This window comes from Anoxybacillus sp. PDR2 (assembly GCF_009834045.1).
GTDB classification, from domain to species: Bacteria; Bacillota; Bacilli; order Bacillales; family Anoxybacillaceae; genus Anoxybacteroides; species Anoxybacteroides rupiense.
On record NZ_CP047158.1, the window covers coordinates 536,150 to 560,293 of the forward strand.

Here is a 24,144-nt window from a genome sequence, read left to right on the forward strand (position 1 = left end):
AGGTCAATATATTTTTATGTCTTCTCATGATGAATCTTCTTCAGTCAAGGAGACAGAACAGGTTGGTGATAAAAAAAGGAGATCAATGATCTGCGGTCTCCCTGATCTCCTTTGGTTTATTGTATGCAAGGATAAGAAAAATGAGGAACAAAAGGGTGCTGACAGTGACAAAAAAGCTGCCTCCTTGTTTGTATTGGATGATGACTCCAAGTGAAAAAGGCCCCACCATGCTTCCCACGCTGTAAAGGATGCCAGATAATAAATTTCCGGCTGGAAGCAGTGTTTTTGGGAGCAAATCGGCCATATAGGTAATGCCAAGCGAAAAGAGCGAACCAACGAACATCCCAGCCACAAAAAAGCAGGCAAAAAGACCAAGAGGTGAATTCGTAAAAAACTGAGCGCTGATAAAGCTCAAACTCCCAAGAAGCACAGCTGTGATAAGGACTGTTTTGCGGCCCAAGCGATCGCTAAAAATGCCGAGCGGTAATTGAAATAGGATGCTTCCAATTGAAAAAGCTGGCAAAATAAAGGAGATATGTTCGACCGAAATGTGCTCTCGTAGCGCATAAACAGGGAAAATGCCATGAATGGCAGCCTCTAGGAAACCATAGGCAAACGGAAGCGATAATGCCGTCCAAGCATATTTCCATGTTTGTGTGAAACGGCGCAGTCCACTGGATTTTTCCGAAGCATCGTTGACTTCAGGATGCGCATTTTTGAGCGAAAAAACAGTAAGCCATCCTGCAAAGCTCAATAAGGAAGATAAAAGAAACGGCAGCGCCTCGTGAATCTCAACAAGCGATGCAAGCATCGGGCCAACGGCAAAACCAATTCCGAAAAATAAGCCATATAACGATAAATTGCGCCCGCGGCGTTGTGTCGGCGAAAAATCAGTAATCCATGTTTGAGTCGCAAAGTGAAGCATATGATCGCCGATCCCAATGAACAAGCGTAATACAAACCAAAATAAAAATGAATGCCATAGTGGAAATAAAAGGAGAGACAATAGTACAATAAAACCACCAAGCATAATCATGGGCCGATATCCATATTTTCGCAATGGCTTTTCGAGAAACGGAGAAATCAGCAACACACCTATATACATGGCAGTAGCGTGCATGCCGTTAACGGAAGAAGAAAATCCGTGCTTTTCCATAATAATAGATAACAAAGGAAGCAGCATGCCTTGCGATAATCCGGAAATAGAAACAATGCTGACTAGAATCCAAAGTCGCATAATGAAACCCCTCGTTTGCTAAAAAGTACGTCGATTATCATGGTACATAGCTTTTGGATGGAAAACAAGAAAAAAGAGGTGAGCAATCTATGGAATTTGTGATGAAGGAAGTGGGGTTTTACACGAATCTTGAATATGGAGATTTACATGTAGCTGGAGATGAAGCTTACGGTTTCCGTCCTTATCAGCTGCTTGTTTCTTCCATTGCTGTTTGCAGCGGCGGAGTATTGAGAAAAATTTTAGAAAAGAAACGATTGCATATAGAGGACATAAAAATTCGGGCTGATGTGGCACGTAATGAAAAGGAAGGGAACCGTGTGGAAGCCATCCATCTCCATTTTATGATTAAAGGCAGCGATTTAGATGAGAGGCAAGTGGCGAAATCTTTGGAAATCGCCAGAAAAAACTGTCCAATGGTTCAATCGGTGGAAGGCTGCATCCGTATTACGGAAACATTTGAGCTTATTCCATAGTGGAAAGGTTGGGTGCAAAAGATGAATAAAATATTTGCGCTAATGGTGTTTGTCGGGGTACCGCTATCAGTGATTGGAGGACTTCTCCATTGGCCTTCAGTGATGATGTTTTTGATTTATTGCCTTACGATCATTGCGTTAGCGAGTTATATGGGCCGGGCGACGGAGAGCTTGGCCATTGTGACAGGTCCGCGTATTGGTGGACTGCTAAATGCAACGTTTGGCAATGCGGTGGAGTTGATTATCTCGGTTTTTGCATTGAAAGCGGGACTGGTAGAAGTAGTACTAGCTTCCTTAACAGGCTCGGTATTAGGCAATCTGTTATTGGTTGCGGGGTTATCGTTTTTTGTGGGGGGACTCAAGTATAAGCGTCAAGAGTTTAATGTGTATGATGCCCGTCATAACGCAGGGTTGCTAACATTTGCTATTTTAGTGGCGTTTGTGATCCCGGAAGTATTTTCGACGAATATGTCGCAAACGAAAACCTTATCGCTAAGCATTGGTATTTCCGTCATTATGATTATTCTTTATTTGGCCGCTCTGTACTTTAAGCTGGTGACGCATCGCGGCGTCTATCAGCACAAATCGGACGAAGCAGAGCATCATGAAGAGCCGGAATGGGGCAAAGGAAAAGCGATTACGATTTTAGCTCTCGCTACTGTAGCGGTTGCTTACATATCGGAAAGGCTTGTTCATACATTTGAAACAGTGGCTGAATCGTTTGGCTGGAGCGAGCTGTTTATCGGAATCATCATCGTTGCGATTGTCGGAAATGCGGCAGAGCATGCTTCTGCCATCATTATGGCGTATAAAAACAAAATGAATGTGGCAGTTGAAATTGCTATTGGGTCTACACTGCAAATCGCCATGTTTGTCGCTCCCGTGCTTGTTCTTATTTCTCTGTGCTTCCCGACAAGCATGCCGCTTGTTTTTTCGCTTCCTGAATTGGCGGCGATGGCTACATCTGTATTGCTGATTATCGTTCTTTCAAATGACGGAGACACCAACTGGTTTGAAGGAGCTACGCTTTTGGCTGCTTATATTATTATGGGAATCGGCTTTTACTTGTTGTAAAAAAAAAGACTCTGCGTTTGCAGAGTCTTTTTTCGCTTGTCCTAATCGACCAAGCGATGGCGGTATTGCATCAATAGGAGGAAAAACAGCACATCTATCAGATAGTATATCATATTATTTGAATATTTTTAACATTAAAATGAATAATAATAAATTTTTTTAGGATGGATAAACGTTCTTTTTTTGAAAAAAATAACGAAGAAAGCAGCAATGGAAAGGAGTTGGTGCAATGAAAAAGTGGATCATTAGTTGTGTAATGAGCGTTCTAATGATATATTCGCCTATTTTAGCCCACGCCGCTGCATTGAAACAAGTGCTGGGCAATTCCGCTGTCGATATATCAAAGGAAAATACGTATCCGAATTCGACGCAGGATTTGCCTTATTTACAGCCGAGCTCTCTCGCTAAACAATTGCTTCAATCTGCCAATGTTAAAATTGAAAATCCAGAACTGATTCGTTTATTAAATGAATCATCAATATCAAGCACTCCGTTCTCTATTGGATATCGAGCAACGATTTATTTGGGTCAATGGCCGCTTAACTATCAATCGCTAGAGACCTCAACAAACTGGGAATATCAAAAGGTGAATACAAACTTTTTGGATAACCGCGGCGGCAAAGCAGCGCAAAAGCTGCATTATAGACAAGAAATGCAAAAGCAAATTCGCGGCGGATTAACAGCGCAAGTTCCAAGCGAGGAAGCGGTCAAAAAGATGATGTTGCTAACGGCAATGAAAAAAACCAGCTTGCCATTGTCATTTAGTACGGTGATCGGCATCGGAACGAAAAAAGACCAGTCGTATCAAGTGCCAGCGAAGAAAATGGGCTACTTATATGCATATGCTCCAGCGGTGAATGAAAAAGGAAAGGTCACATATGGAGAAGTATATATTGTCCTCAAAGGAAACAAGAAAAAAATCATGGTAAAAAATGTGACGACACAAGGAATCGGTGCCTGGATTCCAGTCCAGGACCGCCTCTCTTTTTCTTATGTGATCAGCGATCAACCAAGATAAGGGGGCTTGTTCAAAAACCTTTACAAAAGAGTGGATGGGAAAATAGTTTATTTTTCCATTTGCTCTTTTTCTTTTTTCTGAAGTTCACGTGGCGGATGCCTGCAAACATGAACCGATTCCTTGGTTGGAATAGAGGAGCGCCCCAACTAGCTAAACGAAGAAGCTTGTGTCGCTCGTGTGGATAGATTCGTACATAGAACATAGTAATAAATGTCGTGTGATTTGCTCATCTCTTAATTTCAGGAAATTTCCATTTTGATAAACGGGTACTCTTTTTCAATGGTTTCCCTAAATATAAACCTCTTCCCCTTCACTTCGTTTAGAGGTGGAAAGCTTCCCGCTGGATGTGTTAAATAGAGAAAAGAGCTCGTAATGATTGTGTTCACATATTTATCCACAAAAACCATATTGATTTGCTGAGATTTTTCCTAGTTATACACATAATTCACAAAGATATAAATATGCTTTTTGTGAATAACTTCTCTACTCTGTGTATAGCTTCAAAGGATTTGCCGCTTCTCATGTAAATGGTTTTATTATGACAATCACGTGAACGATATTGCAAATAAAGTAAAAATAAATTACACTAAAGATGTAATGAATTAGTGAAATGTTTCACAAACTAATACAAAAGAACAGAACTTTATACACTTATTTTTTTGGTATGTTATGTGAAATATTTCACAAATAAAATTTGGGAGGAATAAAAAATGAGATGGTATCAGACTCCTCAAGCAGCTGTTATTTGGACCGTGATGAGAGTATGGTTGGGAATTCAGTGGTTGGAAGCAGGACTTCATAAGGTGACAGGGGAATTTGATGCGAGTGGCTTTTTACAAGGTGCTCTGGCAAAAGCGACAGGAGAAAATCCAGCTGTTCAAGGATGGTATGCTGCTTTTCTTGAAAATGTTGCGATTCCAAATGTCAAGCTATTTAATATTCTAATCCCATATGGTGAAGTGCTTGTTGGGGTAGGGTTAATCATTGGAGCGGCAACGATTCCAGCATTGCTCGCAGGAGCGTTTATGAACTTAAACTTCTTATTAGCGGGTACTGTGAGCACAAATCCCGTTTTATTAACAGCGGCAGTTATATTACTATTTGTAGGAGCAGGGGCTTACTATTTTGGAGTAGATCGATTTGCGATACCAGCTTTGAAGCAATACATTGGTCAACGTAGAACACGAACAGCTCAACAAAAACGCGCAACTGCACATTAAGGAAATGCTCTCCTCCTTAGAATGGACTCGTCCCAAAAGAGCGTGTCAGATGTCTGCTAATTTCAGAAGGGGGGGTATTGCCACTATCCTGAATCCTGTTTGCACCTTTTCCAGTCTACCGAACAGAAATCGAGTAAACGACAGATTGCCCTTAATGTTTCCGAACGCATCTTCTATATCCACTTTACTCTTCGCATAAAGATCTGCCTTCTGTTCGTCATTGAGGGCTACTTTTGTCTTTGATTTCATTTTAGTGGCAGACAAAGTCCTTTTCGGCTTTGTCTGCCATTTTACAATATCTAGGATGAATACGATGTTTATTTGATGATGCGCGCAGCTCTATTGGTAAAATCAACATCGCAATAATAGCTATTCTTAACAAGAACATTTGGGCCGAGGCATTGCACCGATGGACAGTGGCAATTCAGTTGTTGGGCAAGCGAAGAATCCATCCATCTTTCATAGGCCTCAAGCAGAGAGTGATGCTGGATATTGCCGAGTGATGGTTCGTCGCCGAAGTCCGTTACAATAATTTCTCCAGTAAAAATGTTGACATTTAAGCGGGACCGACCATCTGGATCATTGCGCACAGTCACATTTTTGCTGGCATATAGCCGTTTCAGTAAGGCGAGATCGTCTTCGTTACTGCTGCAAGGATAAAATGGCAGCGTTCCGAAGAGCATCCAGACGTTTTCATCGCGAATATCCAGCAAATAATGAATGGCTTTCCGCAGCTCATCAAGCGACAGCGCTTCTAGCGCACTGGCAAAGTCGCTCGGGTACATCGGATGCACCTCATGCCGCTTACATTGCATTTCATGAACAATTTGATTATGAATGTTTTTTAAATGCGGCAATGTCCGTTTATTGAGCATCGTTTCGGCAGAGACGATAACTCCCATTTGTGAAAGAGCTTTGGCGTTTTCAATCATTCGTTCAAAGTAGGCTTCGCGCTGGCGGATGTTTGGCTTTCGTTCCATCATGGCAAACCCGCCTTCAACAAAATCCTCCATCGTGCCCCAGTTATGAGAAATATGAAGCACATCTAAATATGGAATAATTTTTTCATAGCGCTCCAAATCCAGCGTTAAGTTGGAGTTGATTTGTGTCCGCACTCCGCGTTCGCGGGCATATTTCAATAATGGAACGACATACTCGTTAACCGACTTGAGCGAAAGCATCGGTTCTCCGCCTGTAATACTTAACGAACGTAAATATGGAATTTCTTCCAGACGCCGGATAAGCAGATCAAGAGGCAATGCTTTAGGATCTTTCGTTTGTAATGTATAACCAACAGCGCAATGTTCACAGCGCATATTACATAATGTGGTGGTCGTAAATTCGACATTGGTTAACTGCAATGAACCGTATTGCTGAACATCCAGATAGGCCTCCCATGGGTCAAAGGATGGGCTAATCGGTTCCAGTGTTAAACGAGCCATATCATTCTCCTTTACTATTTAAAGTCCATTCATCTTCATTATAGTTGATTGTCATTTCTTGAACAATCATGTACGATGAAAGGGAGAAAGGAGAGAAACGTAGTGGGTAATGCCGTTTATGAGAAAGAAAAACAATTGAAATATCTAGAGGAGCGTTTCAACATGCTGCTGCACATGCTTGATTCTCTAGATCCAGAGGCTGCGGATTTAGAGGATATTGATCGGCTCATTGCCGTCATTGATTCGCTCGAAATGAAATATGAACAATTCAAAAAAAGCTGGTAAAAAGCCGTCTACGGCTTTTTTCTTTTTTCCAATGCCATCCGTTTTCATCCATCACTAAAAAGGAGTATAATAAAAAAGAAGTCGAACGATGGATACATATGATGAACAAAGGGGAAGGGGCGTTTAGGATGGAAAAATTTCAAGAAAGTATGTACCAGCTTATTGTTGAGACATCAACGAAGCTTCCAAAAGATGTTCGGCGGGCCATCGCTCGCGCCAAAGCAAGAGAAAATGCCGGAACTCGTGCCGCAATGGCTCTATCGACCATTGCTGGGAATATAAAAATGGCTGATGAAAATGTATCGCCTATCTGTCAGGATACAGGGCTGCCAACATTTAAAATTAAGGTTCCTGTCGGAGTGAATCAAATTCAAATGAAAGAGGCGATTCGCCAGGCGGTCGTGCAAGCGACAAAAGATGGAAAGCTTCGGCCAAACTCCGTCGATTCGCTAACAGGAGAAAATAGCGGCGACAACTTAGGAGTAGGTGTCCCAGTCATAAAATTCGAGCAATGGGAAAAGGACTATATTGATGTTCGTCTCATTTTAAAAGGCGGCGGCTGTGAAAATAAAAATATTCAATATAGCTTGCCTTGCGAATTGGAAGGACTTGGACGAGCCGGACGCGATTTAGATGGAATCCGCAAATGTATTTTGCATTCCGTATATCAAGCGCAAGGCCAAGGATGCAGTGCCGGATTCATCGGTGTTGGCATCGGCGGCGACCGTTCTTCCGGATATGATCTGGCAAAGGAACAGCTCTTTCGTTCTGTGGATGATGTCAATCCGAACGAAGAACTTCGCCAGTTAGAAGAATATATTATGGAAAATGCTAATAAGCTTGGCATCGGCACAATGGGATTTGGCGGTGAAACGACGCTTCTTGGCTGTAAAATTGGTGTGATGCATCGTATTCCGGCTAGCTTCTTCGTTTCTGTTGCCTATAATTGCTGGGCATTCCGTCGTCTTGGAGTGAAGATTCATCCAGAAACAGGGGAAATTCAAGAATGGCTCTATCAAGACGGAGAAGATGTGGATTTTGCCGAAGAATTAGAGAAGGTGGAAGAAAAAGCTTCGACAGGAGTGGGAGAATCACGTGAAATTGTGCTCGAAGCGCCGATTACAGAAGAGCAGATTCGCCAGTTGAAAGTCGGCGATGTGGTTCGCATTAATGGCATGATCTATACAGGACGTGATGCGATCCATAAATATTTAATGGATCATGATGCTCCGGTTGATTTAAATGGACAAATTATTTATCATTGCGGTCCGGTTATGCTGAAAGATAAAGAAGGCAAATGGCATGTGAAGGCGGCAGGACCGACAACAAGCATTCGCGAGGAACCTTATCAAGGTGACATTATGAAAAAATTCGGCATTCGCGCGGTGATTGGAAAGGGCGGCATGGGAGCGAAAACATTGTCCGCATTAAAAGAACATGGCGGCGTTTACTTAAATGCGATCGGTGGAGCAGCACAATATTATGCGGACTGTATCAAATCGGTCGAGGGTGTCAATCTGTTGGAATTTGGTATACCGGAAGCGATGTGGCATTTGAAAGTGGAAAACTTTACCGCTGTCGTGACAATGGACTCTCATGGCAACAGCCTTCACGAGGATGTAGAAAAATCATCATTAGAAACATTGGCGCAATTTAAAGAGCCGGTATTTAAATAAGCGGAAAAAACAAGGGTGTAGACAAAATCCATGTTGAGCTTGTCTGTAACCACTTTACGCATCATCCATTCCTGATCGTCCTAACTTGACAAGGCTTGGCCGATAAGAAACACAGCCGAGCGAGAAAACGAATCAAGGAAGCATCATGAAAGTGTTTGATAACAGTCTGAACCGCTAGCGATCAACGCTAGCGGTTTTTTTGAAGAAAATGGATTGACTAAGCAGCTCGTATAAAGAAAACCCTAATTATAGCGAATTTATTTTTAGGGGAGAGAAACAATGAAGCGACTTGTTTTATTTTTATCTTTATGGATGGTGGCCATTCCGCTCATGTCACAGACGGCTTACGCAACTGCCAATACCCCCATTCATTGGGGATTTGCCAAAAGCAAAGATCATCAGCCGCCGTCTGCCGGAAAGGAATGGAGCGAACTGCTTGTCAAATACGATGGTTTTTATATAGGAAATACGCAAAAAAAGGAGATTTATTTAACTTTTGATAACGGATATGAAAATGGCTATACGGCACAAATTTTAGATGTACTTAAGCAAAAGAGGGTACCAGCCACCTTTTTTGTGACAGGACATTATTTAGAAACGGCGCCTGATTTGGTCAAACGCATGGTGAAAGAAGGGCATATCGTCGGTAATCACTCTTGGCATCATCCTGATTTAACGCAAGTAAGCGATGAGCGCCTGCGCAAAGAATTGGAATCCGTACGGCAAAGAACAGCGGAATTGACAGGACAAAAAGGCATGATGTACCTTCGTCCTCCACGGGGCATTTTCAGTGAGCGAACGATGGCCGTCGCTCGTGAGCTCGGCTATTACCATGTCTTTTGGTCGCTTGCCTTTGTCGACTGGAATACCGACCAGCAAAAAGGCTGGAAATATTCTTATGATCAGATTATGAAGCAAATTCATCCAGGAGCGATTATTTTGCTTCATACCGTTTCTAAAGATAATGCGGATGCGCTTGCCAAAGTAATTGATGATTTGCGCAAGCAAGGGTATACTTTTAAAAGTCTCGATGACTTAATGGCAGAAAAAATGCGTTTTCATCCGTTGCTCTTTACCCTTTGAGCTTTTGTTCAAAGGGTTTTGTTTCGTATAATGAAAGAAAAGAGGAAGGAACGGACATGTGGCAGCAACACATAAAAGTAAGCGCTCCTTATGATTTTTCACGCGTATTGGAAAGGTTGGCGTTAGACCCTCTCACAGTGGCCGATGTTGAACGACAGCGACTGGCTGTACCGCTTTATATCCGTGATGTTCCAGTGGCGGTTTTCGTACAAAGCATCGGTGATAAAAACAATCCGGCGTTTTTGGTTGAAGCGGAACACGAAGAGCTGAAGGAGGAAATTGTCAAAAGAATTTCTGATATTTTCCAATTGAATGTGCCGCTTGCGCCGATTCACCAACATTTTTTGCAAACAGAATTGCGCGAGCTGTTTCTTGAGCATGAAGGAACACCGCTCATTTTGGACTTCGATCTTTATTTTTGTCTGATGAAGTGCTTTATTCACCAACAGCTTCATTTAAAAGTGGCCTATCGTTTAACCGAACGGTTTGTGAAAGCTTTTGGAACGGAAAGAGAGGGAATCTGGTTTTATCCGCGGCCCGAGAAAATTGCCGCGCTTCATTATGATGATCTGCGGTCATTGCAACTCAGCGGTAAAAAGGCGGAATACATCATCCATACATCGCGGCTGATGGTGGAAGGGAAGCTGCGCTTGGGCGAACTGCGGCATGCGGAGGACGCGGAAGTGGCCAACATGCTGCTCCCGATTCGCGGCATTGGTCCATGGACAGTGCAAAATTTTCTTTTGTTTGGACTTGGACGCCCTAATCTGTTTCCAAAAGCCGATATCGGGCTGCAGCGAGCCATTCAAAAATTACTTCACTTAGAAACCAAGCCTTCTCCAGAGCAAATGGAGGCGCTTGCTCAAAAATGGGAGCCGTATTTAAGCTATGCCTCGCTGTATTTATGGAGAAGCATCGAATAGGAGTTGAAAGCATGGGGAAAACAGCGATTACCATTCAGAAAGGACAACAGTTTCCGTTGACGATTAAGCGGCTTGGCATCAATGGGGAAGGAGTCGGTTATTTTAAAAAGCAGGTTGTTTTTGTGCCAGGAGCGCTTCCAGGAGAAGAGGTCGTGGTAGAGGCGACAACTATTCATCCAAAATACGCTGAGGCGAAGATTAAAAAAATACGCAGACCGTCCGCTCATCGCGTCACTCCGCGTTGTCCCGTTTACGAGCAGTGCGGCGGTTGCCAGCTTCAGCATTTCGATTATCAAGCGCAGCTTGAGGCGAAGCGTGATATTGTCATCCAAGCGTTTGAACGACACTGCCGCATTCCTGTGGAAGCGTTGGAGATCAAGCCGACCATCGGCATGGAAGACCCATGGCATTACCGCAATAAAAGCCAATTTCAAGTCGGAAAGCGGAATGAAAACGTCATTGCCGGTCTGTATGGAATGGGCTCCCATCAATTAATTGATATCGCGGAATGCGTCATCCAGCATCAAGCTACAAATCGAGTAACGGCGATCGTCAAAACGATTTTAGAGGATTTACGCATCCCGATTTACAACGAACGGAAACGGACGGGAATTGTGCGCACCATTGTTGTCAGAGTTGGCTTTCACACAAAAGAAGTGCAGCTTGTGTTCATTACCGCCAAAAAAGAACTGCCACGAAAAGAGCTGCTGATTTCAGAGATTCAGCGCCGGCTTCCGGAGGTGAAGTCGATCATGCAAAACGTGAACGGCCAGAAAACATCGCTTATTTTTGGCGAAGAGACATTTTTGCTTGAAGGGGAAGAGTACATTCAAGAGGTGCTTGGCGATCTTTCATTCGAGCTCTCGGCTCGCGCTTTTTTTCAATTGAATCCTGTGCAAACCGTCAAGCTCTATGATGAAGTGAAAAAAGCAGCAAGGCTGACAGGACACGAAAAAGTGGTTGATGCATATTGCGGTGTCGGGACGATCGGGCTTTGGCTCGCGAAAGATGCCGGGGAAGTGCGCGGAATGGACACGATTCGTGAAGCGATTGAGGATGCACGCAAAAACGCTGCGCGCCACGGATTTCACCACGCGGTATATACGGTCGGAAAAGCAGAACATATTCTGCCAAAGTGGGTGAAAGAAGGCTGGCGCCCTGATGTGGTGATCGTCGACCCGCCGCGCACCGGCTGTGACGAAGCTTTATTGCGCACCATTCTTCAGGTCAAGCCATCCAAAATCGTCTACGTCTCCTGTAACCCATCAAGCCTCGCGCGCGACATTGACCGGCTATCCAAAACGTATCAAGTCGACTACATCCAGCCCGTCGACATGTTCCCGCACACCGCGCATGTGGAGTGTGTGGTAGCAATGCAACGAGTTGATACGTAGAAATCCTTTATTTTCAATACTTTGCGCGGTTTATGGCTGTTACTGCAGACGGCAGCGACTTCAAAAATAAGGCATTCAAAAATAAAATGGGGGGTTCTGGTGTTTGGGCCCTGGATTTGGACGTCGGGTGCGTACAGATATTCATTCACTAAATGAGTTCAATTGAATATTTCGATGCAGGAGAGTCATTGGTTGCTTAGTGAGAGCCACTTGTTAATTGAGTAGAGCTGCAGGGCTTTGACGTTTTGCAAGCTTCATCCTGCTGAAAAATTGAAGGCCCCTCGCGAAAGGGGTCTTTATCTGTTTACATATCATGGATATATGCTTTCAGGATTTACGCTATTATCCTTTCGATTGCCTTGTGGTCGGAATCGGCGATTATGTTATTACAAAGAAACTGGATGAGGGGGGATGTAAAACCAAGTACGGAAGAGTCGAATGGCAGGGCACAACCGTTCTTGGTATCATATATCCATGAACATCGCTTCGATTACCAATTGGGGAAAAGGTGCGAAGTATTGAAAGTTTCTCTAAGAGGTTATTATTAAGTGGCGTAATTGCCTTAAAAATGCTAGACAAGAGTGTCGAGAAGAATTGATACAGGAAGTGAAGCGTTGTGTATATCGAATCCCGTCAACTGAGTCTGTGCTTCCATCACCGCTACTCCGTCATGATGTTTCTTTGGAAAAACGAATTCATCCATACCTATTACTTACTGTGGGATTCGATGAGCCGGGGGATTGATAAAACTAGCGTTCTACCGTTCTACTGTCATGTAGGAGAGTTGTAACAAACGAGTGACTTCTTGAGTCGTTTTTTCCGATAAATATCTGAGCAACCCAAAAGTTGAAACGATTGCGTCGCGATGCCGGTTAGACGGAAGTCCCGTATAAGAAACTGTGAACGTCAGAAAACAGGCTTGGCAACGTCGTCTTTCTATGGGAAGTTCAATCAAAAAATGAATCGACCGTATTTGTATAGTTATGAACCTATTGTTTTTGTTTTCATAACGTTTGAGTGGTCCGTCCGAAATCAGTCGGGCAGATTGAGCAATGAAGAGAGAAGGAAAGTTCAAAAGTCCATCGATCCCTCTCTTTTCGTTCTCCTTGAATAAGAAAGCATAGTAAAGTGATCAAATCTTTGGTAAACTGAGATTGCATGTTGAATTTCCTCCTATGGTGAATGGTTTGGTACCTTTACCATGCAGGAAATTCCGCCTTTTTTTCTGTGAAAATCAACGAACCATGGCCGAAGTGGTATATATTCCTCGATCAAATGGGACACCCTGTTAATGACCAAAAAAGGCAATAAGAAAGCAGAGCTACCTTATTTTTAGGTATCTTGTATAGTTCTTATTCTTTTTGGTTATACTAGTGAGTTGGCTGTTCTCGAAACGGTTCTTTTCGAGAAAGCATGTAGTACACAATGATAAGTACTCGGTGCGCGATCGCAACGAGTGCTTTTTTCGTTCCTCTCCGTGATTTCAATGACCAAAACTTTGCCGCCAAACGCTGATTCTTACATCGTGATAACGCCCATGCTGCCTCGCATAAAGCCGATTTGATATGAGGATTCCCTTTGGTTGTTCGCGTGCTTTTTCGTTTTCCGGCACTTTCGTGATTGCCTGGAGCGACCCCTGCCCATGAGGCGAGGTGCTGGGAAGTCGGAAATTGTCCCATATCCACGCCAATTTCCGCGATGATGACGGCGGCCGTTTCTTTTTTGACTCCTGGGATCGTCATCAGAAGTTCCAACTCCTGCTGATCCGCTTGTAAGAGTTGGTCGATTCGATGGTCCATCTCCTGAATTAAGCTTTCCAAATACTCGATGTGCTTCCACGATTGCCGAATCATGAACAATTGATGCGCCGTTAATGTACCAAAGAGCGATTCCTGAATTTGTGCCTTTTTTTCTTTCATCCTTCCGTGAATGCAAGCGTCGATTTCCCACTCTTCGATATACCCTTGTTTCATTAAACGATCGAGCAATTTCCGGCCAGATGCCCCAAAGATATCGGAAATCACGGCGCTAAGCTTGATATTGGAACATTCCAATACTTTGTGAATTAGGTTCTTCTCTGCAGTCAATTGCCCCATCCACTTTTTGCGCAAACGGGTCAAATCCCGCAACTCACGAATATCCGCAGGTGGCACAAAACCCTTTTCAATCAATCCATGACGTAACAATTTGGCCATCCATTCGGCATCCAATACATCGGTTTTTCTCCCCGGTACATTTTTGATTCGTTGCGCGTTGGCAAGGGTAATGTCAAAGTAGTCCTCTAAAATGTTAAAGACCGGTTTCCCATACACACCTGTGCTCTCCATCGCAATGTGAGTAATCCTACGATCCTCTAGCCATTTCAGAAGGCGAAACAAATCTTTCGTGAAGGTAGGGAAGGGTTCGATTTCTTTCTGAATGTGCTCTTCCTCCCCAACTAGTGCACAAACGACAATGGTTTCCGCGTGGACATCTAAGCCCGCGCAACGATGATAAAGAACATCCATCATCCTTACTCCTTTCATGGATGAATTCGCAAACAGAGAGTCCATTTGTGTGTTAGGCATTTTTCTGTTCGTAGTCACCTTTTCCATAGGGAAAGGGCTCACAATGGGTGGAGCACCAAATGGACTCAAACAGTTTATTCTACAGGGTCGAACCACCATAAAAAAGAACGTCTTTCAAAACGGTTTGCGTTAATATTCATTATGGGAAGGAAGGCTTGATTTTCATGCATGGGTGGGGAGTAAAATTTACTCATGGATGTTTATTCTTGATCAAAAAAACAGCTGTTTGTAAAGTACATTTTGTGATTAATAGCCATAAAATTTAATATTTAATAATTATTTACCCGTGGTGCTAGTTGAGCTTTAACACTCAACTAGCCTAAGAACAACAAGCGAGTACCATCCAGTGACGTTTCAAATCCAGAAACCGAGCTCGCTCGAATCTCGGTGATCCGATACAAATCGACTCAAATCGAAAACACGGTTTCAATCACTTTGCGTTTTCGTTTCAGCCATTGTTTCCATACGTCCGATTGGCGAATTCGCTGATTTTTTCGAACGGGCGTCCAAAAAGAGATTCGGTACTCTTCGTACAGCTTCTCTTGCAAGCTTTTGGCTGATATATCCTTTGTCACCTAGGTTATACGGATGTGGAATTTGCGTTATGACGGTTTCCGCGGCCATCCGGTCGTGACAAGACGCTTCGGTGACAACCTATCCCATCGGAAGCCCTTGGTCGGTAACCTGCAGGTGAAGTTTCCACCCATAGAACGTGATCCTTTTGGAAGCACAATCGCCCCTATCGACCATTCCAAGGAATCGTTTGACGCGATCCATTCGAGCGGAATGACACAGTTCGACCGGCAAACTGTCCACGACCGCATACGCATGGTGTTGTCCACGTTTGGCCAGCTGGTGCCGAATCCACTTGATCGCCAAGCGAAGCGCTCGGCAGCGACGGTTGTATCGAGAATGTTCATGGAACAAGTCCTTGGAAAACAAATTCCCGATCACAAGCCAGTGCCAAGCCCGTTCGGAAGTGAAGCCCCACAACTTTCCAAAGACATGGATGGTGATGATGACTTCGTCTTTCTGTTTCAACAAATGACGATTTCGACGTTGAAGATGAATCTGGATACTCGATAGTTGAGTCGATACAAAGAACAAAATCGCTTCATATTGTTTTTGAAGTTTGGCTCGATCTGTTGTAAAATGAAAGTGCTCTTGCATGGGAATTCTCCTTTTCAATGTTTGGTCGCACTTTCATTTTAAGGAGATCCTCATGCAAGGGCTATTTTTATGCTTGTCTGATTTGATCTAGCACTACGGGTAGTTATTTTCTTTTTAAAAAACAAATTGACAAAAATAAAAAAAAATAGTAAAAATATGTTGTGTGAATTGATTTAAAATTTTATATTGACAGAAAATGTGGTCTAAAAGTATTGAGATAAAAGGTATATTTTTCTGATCGATGTTGTACTTTCAATAAGGCAATGGGAGGCTGCTGAATTCCTAAATCGGTCACCAGTTGGTTGTGAAACCCCAAAAACTTTGTTATTGAAAATATTTACTAACTTGAGAAAAAGTTGATATATGAGAATTGTTGGAAAGTCTAAAATTTGTGCAGTGTTTTTTCGGTATGGGTGATCTTCCTGTCATATAGGTGGAAAGCTGATCCATATATTTAAACAATGTGTTCAAAAGAATATCACCTATGAATTCATGTTCTTTAGTTAGATGGGAGATAAAAAATGTCTGCCGTCTCGAATTGTGTTTTTTGTCACTGTGTATGACTTTTAAGCTGGTGCATTTATGTATTCATCATGCTTTTTGCAAAACGTTCTTAATAAATAAACTTCTTCCATTTACAATCCTAAAATTAATTAACTGTTAGAGCTTTGAATCAATAAAACTAAGGGTTTATTAATAATAGTTATTTAAAAAGTAATAGAGATAACTAAAAAACAGAATATATTGAGAGTGGTGAAATTATGGAAGCTAATAACTATTTTCCTCTATCTCAACCTCAGATGAGGATATGGTATTCTGAAAAATTGTATCCCAATACTTCTATAGGAGTTATTGCAGGATCAATGAGAATAAAAAGGAATTTGGATCTGAAGTTGTTAGAACAATCTGTTCAACTTCTTTTTCAAAACCATGACACATTACGTCTTCGGATTACAGAAAAGAATGGAAGACCTGTGCAATATATATATGATTACAAAAATATTGAAGTCCCCACTTATCATTTCATAAATGAAGAGCAATTAGATAAATGGGCAAATGAACAAACTAAGATACCTTTTGATATTTTTGATAATGCTCTTATTGAAGCTGTAATATTTACGCTAGGAAATTACGAGACAGGGTTCTATGTCAAAATGCACCACCTGATATCGGATGCGTGGACTATGACTCTCATTGGAGATTTAATATTGAAAAACTATTTTTATTTACTACAAGGAAAGGAAGTATCTAACGATTGTGTAAATTCATACAAAGACTTTGTTGAGAAAGAGTTAATGTATTTCTCCTCTAAAAGGTTTTTTAAAGATAAAGAGTATTGGTCAAATAAGTTCAGTGAATTGCCTGAGAAACCTACCACATTAACTTATCAAACAAAACCTGTATCAAGTTTAAGAGCCGAGCGATTATCATATACAATTGAAAATAGCTTGACAAATGAGATTCAAGATTATTGTAAAAAAGAAAACATATCTACAAACACATTTTTCTTATCTGTTTTAACCCTTTATCTTCAAAGAATTACAGAAGTAAATGATATCTCTTTATTAACTAGTGTACATAATAGGACTTCTTCTAAAGAAAAGAACTTATTGGGAATGTTTATTAGTACATTACCATTTAGGGTACATGTTCCACATGATTGCAACTTTTCGAAGTTCATTAAAGAAGTTGAAAGGGAGCAACTGTCGACCTTCAAGCATCAAAGATATCCATTTAACTTTTTTGCCGAAGATATTAGAGATAAACATAAAACATCTATTCAAAACTATTTTAAAATTCTTTATTCATATCAAAATTCAAAATTTATTAATAATGAGAATGACTTCAAAACTAGGTGGTATTTTAATGGATATCAAGAATATCCATTTATCATCCACATAAATGATAGAGAAGAAAGAGGCCAAATTTCAATAGATTTAGATTTTTGGACAGAATATTTTTCAAGAAATGAAATTGATAATCACTATAGACGTTTGTATACACTTATATGTGATATTTTAAGAAACCCTTTTAAAAATTTTGATGAATATAATATTTTACCAAAAGAAGAACAAAGTAAGATATTATATGATTTTAACCGGACAAGTGTACCTTTAATTAGAGGAAAGACTTTGACCCATATTTTTGAAGAACAAGTGAAAAGAACACCAAACAAAATTGCATATACATTTAATGATACGTCATTGACTTATAAAGAGTTAAATATTAAAGCAAATCAACTTGCCAATTTACTAAGGACCAAAGGTGTTGGAGAAGATAGTGTTGTAGGAATTTTTATGGAACGTTCCCTTGATATGATAATAGGTATATTTGGAATATTAAAAGCAGGTGGAGCTTATCTACCAATAATGACTGATTATCCCAAAAACCGTATCGATTATATTTTAAAAGATAGTAAAGTAAAAATTGTACTGACTCATAAAAATTATAAAGAGCGGTTAGACTTTTTCACTGGAGAAGTATGGCCTATAGACATTTTATCATTTGAAAATGTAAATCATGAAAATCCAGAACCAATTCATAGTGAGAAAAGTCTCGCGTATGTGATTTATACATCTGGATCAACAGGTAATCCTAAGGGTGTAATGATTGAACATCATTCAGTTATTAATCGAATGGAATGGATGGTCGAGCAATATCAATTTACCGAAAATGAAACAATATTACAAAAAACTCCATATGTATTTGATGTATCAGTATGGGAACTGTTCATTGGAATGTTTATAGGTGCTCGAGTATGCCTTTTAGGTCACGGTGATGAAAGGGATCCTAGGAGAATAATTGAAAAAATTGCTGAAGAGAAAATAACAATTATTCACTTTGTTCCATCTATGTTGCGTAGCTTTTTGGATGTATTGATAGATTCAACACTACTATCTCATTTACAAAGCTTAAAGTTTGTTTTCTGTAGTGGCGAGGCTTTACAACCTAAACATGTTAGTCGTTTTAATAAGTTAGTAAATAAACATTTAAAAATTAACTTAGTTAATCTATATGGTCCTACCGAGGCAACAATTGAGGTATCTTCTTTTCATTGCCCTACGAATACTGAGTTAAGTACCGTACCTATTGGAAAGCCAATTCAAAATGTTCACTTTTATATTATTGACGCACATAACAACCTAAAACCTATTGGTGTTCCAGGGGAATTGTGTATTTCTGGTAAGTGTTTAGCAAGGGGTTACATGAATAATCAAAAGCTAACAGAAGAGAAGTTTATCTCAAACCCTTTTTTACCAAACAATCGAATGTATAAAACTGGAGATTTAGCAATGTGGCTGCCTGATGGTAATGTAGAATACTTGGGACGAATAGATCATCAAGTAAAAATCAGAGGGCACAGAATTGAATTAGGAGAGATTGAGTCACGATTATCATTATTTAATGGAATAATGGAGGTAGTAGTTCTAAGCCATTCTATACAAGAAGAAACTTTTTTAGTGGCATATTTAGTAACAAAAGATTCTAAAGAAATAGACATTTCTAAAATAATAGATTACTTAAGAGTATATTTACCAGATTATATGATACCTACGAAGTTTGTTTTTTTAAAAGAGATTCCATTGACAATAAATGGGAAGGTGGATAGAAAACAATTACAGTATAATACTAATTTTGTAGAATTAGAAACAAAATTCATAACACCTATAACAGATACAGAAAAGAAAATCACATCAATTTGGTGTGAGGTGCTAGGGATAAAAAATATAGGGGTAACTGTTGATTTTTTTGATTTAGGTGGTCATTCTCTTTTAGCTACTAGAATCCTTTTAAGAATTAAAAATCATTTTGGCTTGGAAATTTCACTTAAAGAATTTTTAGAAAACTCAAATATTAGAAAGTTAGCTAAATTGGTAGATAGTAAAAAGGGCACTTTTCAAATAGAAAGGAAAATAAAAAAGGTAGACCGATCTTCTCGTATCCGTCGAAATGAGGTGAAAAAATGAGTAGAGAAAATATTAATGAGCATTTAAGTAGCCATGAGTATGTTTTTCCAGCTTCTTTTTCCCAACAAAGATTGTGGTTAATAGATAAAATCCTAGAAAATAAATCTGTCTATAATATTTCCTCTTGTATTGATGTCACTGGTAATTTAGATATTGAAATTTTAACGAAAAGCTTAAATAGGATTGTTGAACGACATGAAATATTAAGAACCTATTTTGAAATGGATGACGGTGAATTATTACAAATCGTTAAGCCTAGTCAAGAAATAGAAATTGAATATGTAGATTTACAACATCTAACAAAGGAATCTATAGAAAGAGAATGTTCACTTCTCGCAGAAAAAGAAGCCAACCATCAGTTTAATTTAAATGACCCTAATTCTAATTTAATTAAAGTGTTATTAGTTCAAGTTGCTCCAGAAAAATTTAAATTATTCATTACTTTACATCATATTATTGCAGATGGTTGGTCTCTAGGGTTACTTATGGAAGAAATGTCAGTTATATACAATTCGTTATACTCCGGTACAACTGATAATCTTTCAGATTTATCTATTCAATATGGAGACTATAGTGTTTGGGAAAGAGATTTATTAAAGTCCGATCAAATGAAAAGTAAACTGGAGTTTTGGTCTGATTATCTTGGGGGGGAATTGCCAATATTAGAACTACCCACAGATATGCCTAGACCACTCCAACAAAGTTATAAAGGCGCGTTATTTAAGTTTGAAATCCCATTAGAATTGTCGGAATCATTAAAAAAAATTAGCTTCAAAGAAGGTTCAACTATTTATATGACACTCCTTTCAGCTTTTAAAATTTTACTTTATCGCTTATCAGGGCAAAAAGACATAATAGTAGGGTCTCCAATTGCGAATAGAAATACGGAAGAAGTTGAGCAATTGATAGGATGTTTTGTTAATAATTTGGTCCTTCGTACAGATTTGTCGGGTAATCCAACATTTCGTGAATTATTAAATCTAACAAAAAAGAACACAACAAGTGCATTAAGTAATCAAGAAGTACCCTTTGAAAAAATACTACAAAAAGTTAATTTTAAAAGGAACAATAGTTACTCACCAATCTTTCAAGTAATGTTTGTTTTTCAAAACACTCCTAAGCAGAAACTGAATTTGCATAATTTAACAATAGAAACATCTAGAAATTATAATGGTACATGTAAGTACGATTTAACTCTGGAAGTAACAGAATCGAAAAACGGAATGGAATGTGTTTTTGAGTATAATAATGAATTATTTAAATCATCTACAATTGAAAGATGGACACGTCACTTTATTACCTTACTGGAAAATATTGTTGATAATCCAGATAAAAAAGTGTCTTATTTATCTATTCTAACACATGAAGAAAAAAAGGAATTGTTAGTTACATGGAATAGAACTAAAAAAGAATTTTCAAAGGAAAAGTGTATACACCATCTTTTTGAAGAGCAAGTGAAATTAAACCCTAACAAAATTGCTGTTACGTATGAAAATCAATCGATAACGTATCAAGAGTTAAACTTTAGTGCAAATCAGTTAGCTAACTACCTTTTAAAAAACGGACTTCACAAAGAAAGTTTAGTTGGTATTTGCTTAGAAAGATCATTAGACATGATAATTGCTCTTTTGGGAGTATTAAAAGCTGGAGGGGCATATGTCCCACTGGAACCTGAACATCCACCAGATAGACTAAACTTTGTTGTGAAAGATGCAAAAGTTTCTATTGTTTTAACCCAAGAAAAATATTTAGAAAAATTTATGTTACCTAAAAATAAAATTATACTAATGGATAAAAATAAAGATAGTATTTCTAATGAGAGTGAAAAGGATTTAGAAATTAATTGTAACTCTGGTAACCTAGTATATACGATTTATACATCTGGTTCTACAGGTACACCAAAAGGTGTATGTGTGGAACATAAGCAGCTACTAAACTATGTTTATGATCGGATTATTAAGCTAAATTTAAATGAAACTCCAAGACTTAGTTATGCAACTGTATCAACATTAGCTGCAGATTTAGGGAATACCCCGATTTTTCTTTCATTATGTACAGGCGGGCACTTACATGTCATTTCTCAAGAAAGAATATTAGACACTAGCAAATTGGCAGAATATTTTAAACTCCATAGCATTGATTGCCTAAAGGTTGTTCCATCTCATTTATCGTTATTATTATCTAATGAAGATGGTAAATATATTCTGCCTAAACGGTTTTTAATAGTAGGTGGTGAATCATTACATTTTGATTTAATAGAAAGAATTTATAATTATGAACATTCATGTGTCATTATAAATGAATATGGACCCACTGAAGCTACTATTGGAACAATAGATTTTGTTCTGAAAAACATTAACCAAAAATTTAGTACTGATACAGTACCAATTGGGAAACCGATAAGTAATACCCAAATATATATTTTAGACGAATACTATCAGCCTGTACCAATAGGTGTACCTGGTGAAATTTTTATTGGTGGAGAAAGTGTAGCTAGAGGGTATTTTAACAACCCTGAGCTTACAGCTGATAAATTTTTAGAGATACCTGAAATTAGTAAGGGAAATAGATTATACAGAACTGGAGATATAGCTCGTTATCTCCCTGATGGAAATATTGAGTATATTGGTAGGAAAGATGATCAGGTAAAAATAAGGGGATTTCGAGTAGAATTAGGTGAAATTGAGTCTATAATAAGACAACACAATAATGTAAGAGAATTAGCAGTTATAATACATAAAACACCCAATGGAAATCAGTCTTTAGTAGCTTATGTTTCGTTATTTAATAAAGATGCTAATTTTCAATACGATGTTCGCAAATATCTTAAAAAGCGTTTACCCGATTATATGATTCCAGCACACTTCATTGAAATGGAGAATATTCCGTTGACTCCAAACGGAAAAGTAAATCGTTCAGCACTCCCAAGTCCATCTACACTTCATCAGCCTGCAGATAAGATTTATGTTAAACCTAAGACTGTACTTGAAAGGGGAATGGTAAAAATATGGGAGGAGTTACTGGAAACAGATAAAATCGGGATAACCGATAATTTTTTTGAAGTAGGCGGGCATTCACTACTAGCGGCGAAATTGGTATCGAAAATGCGCAAAAATTTAGGAATTGATGTTTCAATACAGACAGTTTTCTCACATCCGACAATTGAGAAATTAATCAATTACAACTCGCATAAGTTAACTGGAAAAGATTTTAGACAAATGATTATTCATGAGCGACCAGATAAGGCAAGTTACCCAATGTCATATGCACAAAAAGGAATTTGGATTCAAGAACAACTCCACAAAGATACAAATGTTTACAATATGTCACTACCAATTAAAGTAATTGGTAAATTAGATATTCGTATTTTAGAAAAGAGTATAAACAAAATTATTCAGCGGCATGAAACATTAAGAGCAGTCTTTATTAATCAATATGGTTTGCCAATACAAAAATTAAAAGAACCTGAATTTAACTTGGAAGTAGAATTAATTGATGACGTCAATGATGAATTTGTATATCAAAAAATACAATTAGAAGGGCAAAAGCCGTTCGACTTGGAAAAAGGACCAATTTTTAGAATAAAGCTTTTAAGAAAAAGTAAAGAAGAACATATATTAATTTTTACACTTCATCACATAATTGGAGACGCTATATCATTTAAGAATTTATTAAACGAGACTTTCACTATCTATAATAGTATGGTTAATAAAAATCCTTGTAATTTACCAGAACTAAAAATTCAATATTCAGATTTTGCTCATTGGCAAAGCCAATATATTAATACTGATGAGTTTCAAAATCGATTACTATATTGGAAGAACAAGTTAAAAGGTGCACCTCAATATATAAAATTACCTATAGAAAAGCCTAGACCAGAAGTACAAAGCTTCAATGGAAAATCCATCAACTTTCAAATTTCTAGAGAAAAAAGTCAAATGTTACGAGAACTTGCACAAAAAGAGGGAGTTACTCCGTACATGTTGTTCATGACAGCATGGAATTTACTGCTTTATAGTTATACTGGCCAGAAAGACATTATAGTTGGTACTAGTGCTTCTGGAAGAACCGATAACACCGAAGATCTAGTTGGTCTTTTTGTAAATACTCTCCCAATAAGGACAAAGCTGGATGGGGAATGGTCCTTTTTGGAATTATTAAAAGATTCTAAAAGAACAATATTAGAAGCATTTTCTCATCAGGATGTTCCTTTTGAAATAATTATAAATACAATAAAAACCCATAGAGATCCAAGTAGACCACCATTATGTCAAATATTCTTAACATATCATTACTCAAAAAGCAAAGTTGAAATTTCAAATAATTTAACATTAGAAGTAATGCCTATTAATTTAACATCTATTCAATATGATATAGTTGCAGAAATTTTTGATGATTCAGAAATCATCTCGGGTAGAATAGAGTTTTGTACAGATTTATTTAGAGAGGAAGATATAAACCAACTTATATTTAATTATTTGGATGTTTTTGACAAAATCCTAGAAGATCCTACGGTAAAAATTTCCTGTTTTCGAAATAGCTTAAAACAATTTGTGAATTAAATAATCTGAATAGGAATTAAACAGAAATAACAATAAAATCGATGTTTAATTA

Annotated in this window: 15 protein-coding genes and 1 pseudogene; 11 read left to right on the top strand and 5 right to left on the bottom strand. The window is 38.9% G+C overall.

Annotation, left to right across the window (positions count from 1 at the left end):
* Positions 1 to 82: 82 nt before the first annotated feature.
* Positions 83 to 1,237: an MFS transporter gene (locus GRQ40_RS02605; protein ID WP_159719314.1), complete on the bottom strand. Its 1,155-nt coding sequence runs from the start codon at positions 1,235 to 1,237 to the stop codon at positions 83 to 85.
* Between the two features lie 89 nt (positions 1,238 to 1,326).
* Here GRQ40_RS02605 and GRQ40_RS02610 point away from each other — a divergent pair, with 89 nt between their 5' ends.
* The 4 genes from GRQ40_RS02610 to GRQ40_RS02625 all read left to right on the top strand — a co-directional run bounded on the left by GRQ40_RS02610 (position 1,327) and on the right by GRQ40_RS02625 (position 5,022).
* Positions 1,327 to 1,710, top strand: a complete 384-nt coding sequence (locus GRQ40_RS02610; protein WP_159719315.1) for an OsmC family protein — start codon at positions 1,327 to 1,329, stop codon at positions 1,708 to 1,710.
* A gap of 21 nt (positions 1,711 to 1,731) precedes the next feature.
* Positions 1,732 to 2,784 carry a calcium/proton exchanger gene (gene cax, locus GRQ40_RS02615; RefSeq protein WP_066146691.1) on the top strand — a complete coding sequence of 351 codons (1,053 nt, stop codon included), beginning with the start codon at positions 1,732 to 1,734 and terminating at the stop codon, positions 2,782 to 2,784.
* Between the two features lie 229 nt (positions 2,785 to 3,013).
* On the top strand, positions 3,014 to 3,802 hold the full coding sequence (locus GRQ40_RS02620) for a YfkD famly protein (protein WP_066146694.1): 789 nt from the start codon (positions 3,014 to 3,016) through the stop codon (positions 3,800 to 3,802).
* 710 nt (positions 3,803 to 4,512) lie between these two features.
* A complete protein-coding gene (locus tag GRQ40_RS02625) occupies positions 4,513 to 5,022 on the top strand; it encodes a DoxX family protein (RefSeq protein ID WP_066146697.1) in 510 nt (169 codons plus the stop codon).
* Positions 5,023 to 5,067: 45 nt separating this feature from the next.
* On the opposite strand, the gene GRQ40_RS18910 is transcribed toward GRQ40_RS02625, so the two are convergent.
* Together GRQ40_RS18910 and yfkAB are read right to left on the bottom strand one after the other, a co-directional pair.
* The gene (locus GRQ40_RS18910; RefSeq protein ID WP_370514196.1) at positions 5,068 to 5,271 is read right to left on the bottom strand and encodes a hypothetical protein; all 204 of its coding nucleotides are present in this window, start codon (positions 5,269 to 5,271) and stop codon (positions 5,068 to 5,070) included.
* Between the two features lie 68 nt (positions 5,272 to 5,339).
* Positions 5,340 to 6,464, bottom strand: a complete 1,125-nt coding sequence (gene yfkAB, locus GRQ40_RS02630; RefSeq protein ID WP_159719316.1) for a radical SAM/CxCxxxxC motif protein YfkAB — start codon at positions 6,462 to 6,464, stop codon at positions 5,340 to 5,342.
* A gap of 102 nt (positions 6,465 to 6,566) precedes the next feature.
* Between yfkAB and GRQ40_RS02635 the strand changes: the two genes are divergently transcribed.
* The 5 genes from GRQ40_RS02635 to rlmD all read left to right on the top strand — a co-directional run bounded on the left by GRQ40_RS02635 (position 6,567) and on the right by rlmD (position 11,825).
* The gene (locus tag GRQ40_RS02635; RefSeq protein ID WP_066146705.1) at positions 6,567 to 6,749 is read left to right on the top strand and encodes an SE1561 family protein; all 183 of its coding nucleotides are present in this window, start codon (positions 6,567 to 6,569) and stop codon (positions 6,747 to 6,749) included.
* A gap of 128 nt (positions 6,750 to 6,877) precedes the next feature.
* Complete coding sequence (locus GRQ40_RS02640) at positions 6,878 to 8,425, top strand: fumarate hydratase (RefSeq protein ID WP_066146708.1); 1,548 nt, start codon at positions 6,878 to 6,880, stop codon at positions 8,423 to 8,425.
* A gap of 312 nt (positions 8,426 to 8,737) precedes the next feature.
* On the top strand, positions 8,738 to 9,508 hold the full coding sequence (gene pdaA, locus GRQ40_RS02645) for a delta-lactam-biosynthetic de-N-acetylase (protein WP_370514197.1): 771 nt from the start codon (positions 8,738 to 8,740) through the stop codon (positions 9,506 to 9,508).
* Positions 9,509 to 9,564: 56 nt separating this feature from the next.
* Entirely contained in the window at positions 9,565 to 10,431 is an 867-nt protein-coding gene (locus tag GRQ40_RS02650) for a DNA-3-methyladenine glycosylase family protein (protein ID WP_159719318.1), read from the top strand.
* Between the two features lie 11 nt (positions 10,432 to 10,442).
* Positions 10,443 to 11,825: a 23S rRNA (uracil(1939)-C(5))-methyltransferase RlmD gene (gene rlmD / locus GRQ40_RS02655; protein WP_159719319.1), complete on the top strand. Its 1,383-nt coding sequence runs from the start codon at positions 10,443 to 10,445 to the stop codon at positions 11,823 to 11,825.
* A 1,370-nt stretch (positions 11,826 to 13,195) separates the two neighbouring features.
* Here the strand turns inward: rlmD and GRQ40_RS02660 are convergent.
* Positions 13,196 to 14,332 (bottom strand): IS110 family RNA-guided transposase, encoded by a 1,137-nt coding sequence (locus tag GRQ40_RS02660; RefSeq protein WP_159719320.1) that lies wholly within the window; start codon positions 14,330 to 14,332, stop codon positions 13,196 to 13,198.
* A 374-nt stretch (positions 14,333 to 14,706) separates the two neighbouring features.
* Positions 14,707 to 15,562, bottom strand: a pseudogene (locus tag GRQ40_RS02665) (IS982 family transposase).
* Positions 15,563 to 16,323: 761 nt separating this feature from the next.
* Here GRQ40_RS02665 and GRQ40_RS02670 point away from each other — a divergent pair.
* Together GRQ40_RS02670 and GRQ40_RS02675 are read left to right on the top strand one after the other, a co-directional pair.
* A complete protein-coding gene (locus GRQ40_RS02670) occupies positions 16,324 to 19,530 on the top strand; it encodes a non-ribosomal peptide synthetase (RefSeq protein ID WP_159719321.1) in 3,207 nt (1,068 codons plus the stop codon).
* Complete coding sequence (locus tag GRQ40_RS02675) at positions 19,527 to 24,092, top strand: non-ribosomal peptide synthetase (RefSeq protein ID WP_159719322.1); 4,566 nt, start codon at positions 19,527 to 19,529, stop codon at positions 24,090 to 24,092. Before GRQ40_RS02670 ends, GRQ40_RS02675 begins: the two co-directional genes overlap by 4 nt.
* Positions 24,093 to 24,144 lie beyond the last annotated feature (52 nt).